Genomic DNA, 2,241 nt, shown 5'->3' with positions numbered 1-2,241 from the left:
TCCAGGAGCCGAGGTGTCCGGCCGTGAGTGCTATGCGAAGATGCGCTTCGCCCTCATCAAGTTCTCGGATTCGAGCCCGAGCCTCGAACTGGCGATTCCGGCCCCGCACCGCTGTTTCGACGACGCTTACGAACGTCGTCGGATGAAACGGACGCTCGATGAACGTGACGTTGCCGAGTGCCGTAATCAACCGCTCGGCCATCGGTCTGCGAACGGGACCGCTGCGCTGTGTGAGTACGACAAATGGAAGATCCGACCACGGCGGCTGCGACGACACCCATCCCGCCAGCGTGGCGAGGTCGGCGCCGTTCAACGCTTCGTCGGCGACGATAACGCAGCAGACGTCGTCTCTCAACGTCTCGCCGAGTTGCGCTACGTTCTTGCACGGCTCTGCGTCGATCCCGGCCGCCCCCAACAGCGCCTGCGCAACGACGCAGTCGCGTCCCGACGGGGTGAGGAGCAGCACGGGACATCGCTCGGTTTCGGCCATGCGATCGTCAGTCCTTGGTTGCAGTCTTCGGCGTCAGCAGAGGCGCCGACTTTCCGACGAACGTCGGCACGCCTCGAAGCACCCCCTGGAAATCTTCCAGCGGCTCTCCGAGCGTGAGCCCCTCCGAACCGATACGGAACTCGCGGATCGATTCCTCATGAGCCCCGGTGCGCTTCTTGATGACCGACACCGCGCGTCGAACGCGCCCGATCGCTTCGAAGTAACGAAGCAGGATGACCGTGTCGGCAAGATAGGTCACGTCGACCGGCGCCTTCATGTCGCCGACGAGGCCGTGCTGGGCGACCGTCAAAAAGGTGTTCGCGCCCTGCCGATTCAGATACTGCAACAACTCGTGCACGTGCAGTACGAGCGCGTTTTCCTCAGGCATGGCGGCCTGATACCCGTTCAAACTATCGATGACAACCGTCTTTACACGCGCGCGATCGACGCTCGCACGCACGCGATGAGCGAACTCGCCCGGCGACAGCTCTGCCGCGTCCAGTTGTTCGACGTGCAGGTCACCGGCATCTCTCATGGCTTCGAGGTCGATGCCCATTGGGCGCACACGGTCGAACAGTAGGCCGAGCTCTTCATCAAAGACGAAGAGCGCAGCCTTCTCGCTCCGCCGCACGGCCGCCGTGACGAACTGGATCGCGAAGAGGCTCTTGCCGGTCCCTGCGGGACCAAGGATAAGCGTGCTGGATCCTTGCTCGACACCCCCGCCGAGCAAAGCATCGAGTTCCGCGACGTCGCTTGTCATTTGCGTGCGCGCGTAACTGGTTCGATGCTCACCGGCGATAAGTCGCGGGAACACCGCCACCCCGCCGTGTCGGATAGCAAAATCGTGATAGCCGCCACGAAAATGCTGACCGCGGTATTTGAGCACCCTTAGGCGCCGGCGTTCAGCGCCATATTGCGGCGATAACTCCTCCAGTTTGATGACGCCGTGCGCCACGCTATGCACGGTCTTGTCGGCCGCATCTGAGGTGAGATCGTCCAGCATGAGCACCGTGGCGTCGCGGCCCGCGAAGAAATGCTTGAATGCCAGGATCTGCCGGCGGTAGCGCAGCGAGCTTTGCGCAAGCAAGCGAATCTCCGAAAGACTATCGATGACCACGCGCTTCGGTTTCACGCGCTCGAACTCGCCGAGGATGAGCCGCGTCGTCTCGCCCAGCTCGAGGTCGGAGGAATAGAGCAGCGTCTGCTGCTGATCGGCGTCAAGCAGATTTTCGGACGGGCTGACTTCGAAGATGCTGATCTGTGGACCGAGCCGCCATCCGTGCGACAAGGCGCCGTTGCGCAGTTCCTCCATCGTCTCGGAGAGCGTGATGTAAAGGCATGGCTCCCCCAGCTCGGCGCCAGCCTGCAGGAAACTCAGCGCGATGGTCGTCTTGCCTGTGCCTGGACTTCCTTCGAGAAGGAACAAGTTGCCCCGGCTCAGTCCGCCAACGAGAATGTCGTCGAGCCCCGGGACGCCCGTGCGAGCGTATTGAGGCATTACGGTACTATCGTTCATCTGTTGCTCCAAGCTGCTTCATTGCAAGACGGGAAAGTCTGTGCTTCGGGATTTTCGTCAGCGCCTGCTCGAGCGAAGTACGAGCGTCGCAGACATCATGCGCGGATTGCAGTTCCAACCAGTGCATCGCCGGCACGCCACAAAAGGCCTCGAGACGCACCGCCATTTCGGGCGTGATGCTCGCGCTGCCGTCGAAGATCCGGTGAAGCGTTTGACGAGCCACGCCCAGATCTCG

General features: G+C 62.1%; 3 protein-coding genes. All 3 read right to left on the bottom strand.

Going from position 1 to position 2,241, the window contains the following annotated elements; translation table 11 throughout:
• Positions 1–490, bottom strand: a 490-nt coding sequence (locus tag NCT05_RS35255) for a response regulator transcription factor (protein ID WP_502801827.1), incomplete at its 3' end; no start/stop codon positions are given.
• Between the two features lie 7 nt (positions 491–497).
• Positions 498–2,006: an ATPase domain-containing protein gene (locus NCT05_RS35250; RefSeq protein ID WP_250504534.1), complete on the bottom strand. Its 1,509-nt coding sequence runs from the start codon at positions 2,004–2,006 to the stop codon at positions 498–500.
• Positions 1,996–2,241, bottom strand: a 246-nt coding sequence (locus NCT05_RS35245; protein ID WP_250504533.1) for a HigA family addiction module antitoxin, incomplete at its 5' end; no start/stop codon positions are given. The genes NCT05_RS35250 and NCT05_RS35245, both read right to left, overlap by 11 nt.

The sequence above is a fragment of the Caballeronia sp. AZ7_KS35 genome, assembly GCF_023631045.1.
Lineage (GTDB): Bacteria > Pseudomonadota > Gammaproteobacteria > Burkholderiales > Burkholderiaceae > Caballeronia > Caballeronia zhejiangensis.
This window is presented reverse-complemented; position numbering and strand designations above follow the sequence as displayed.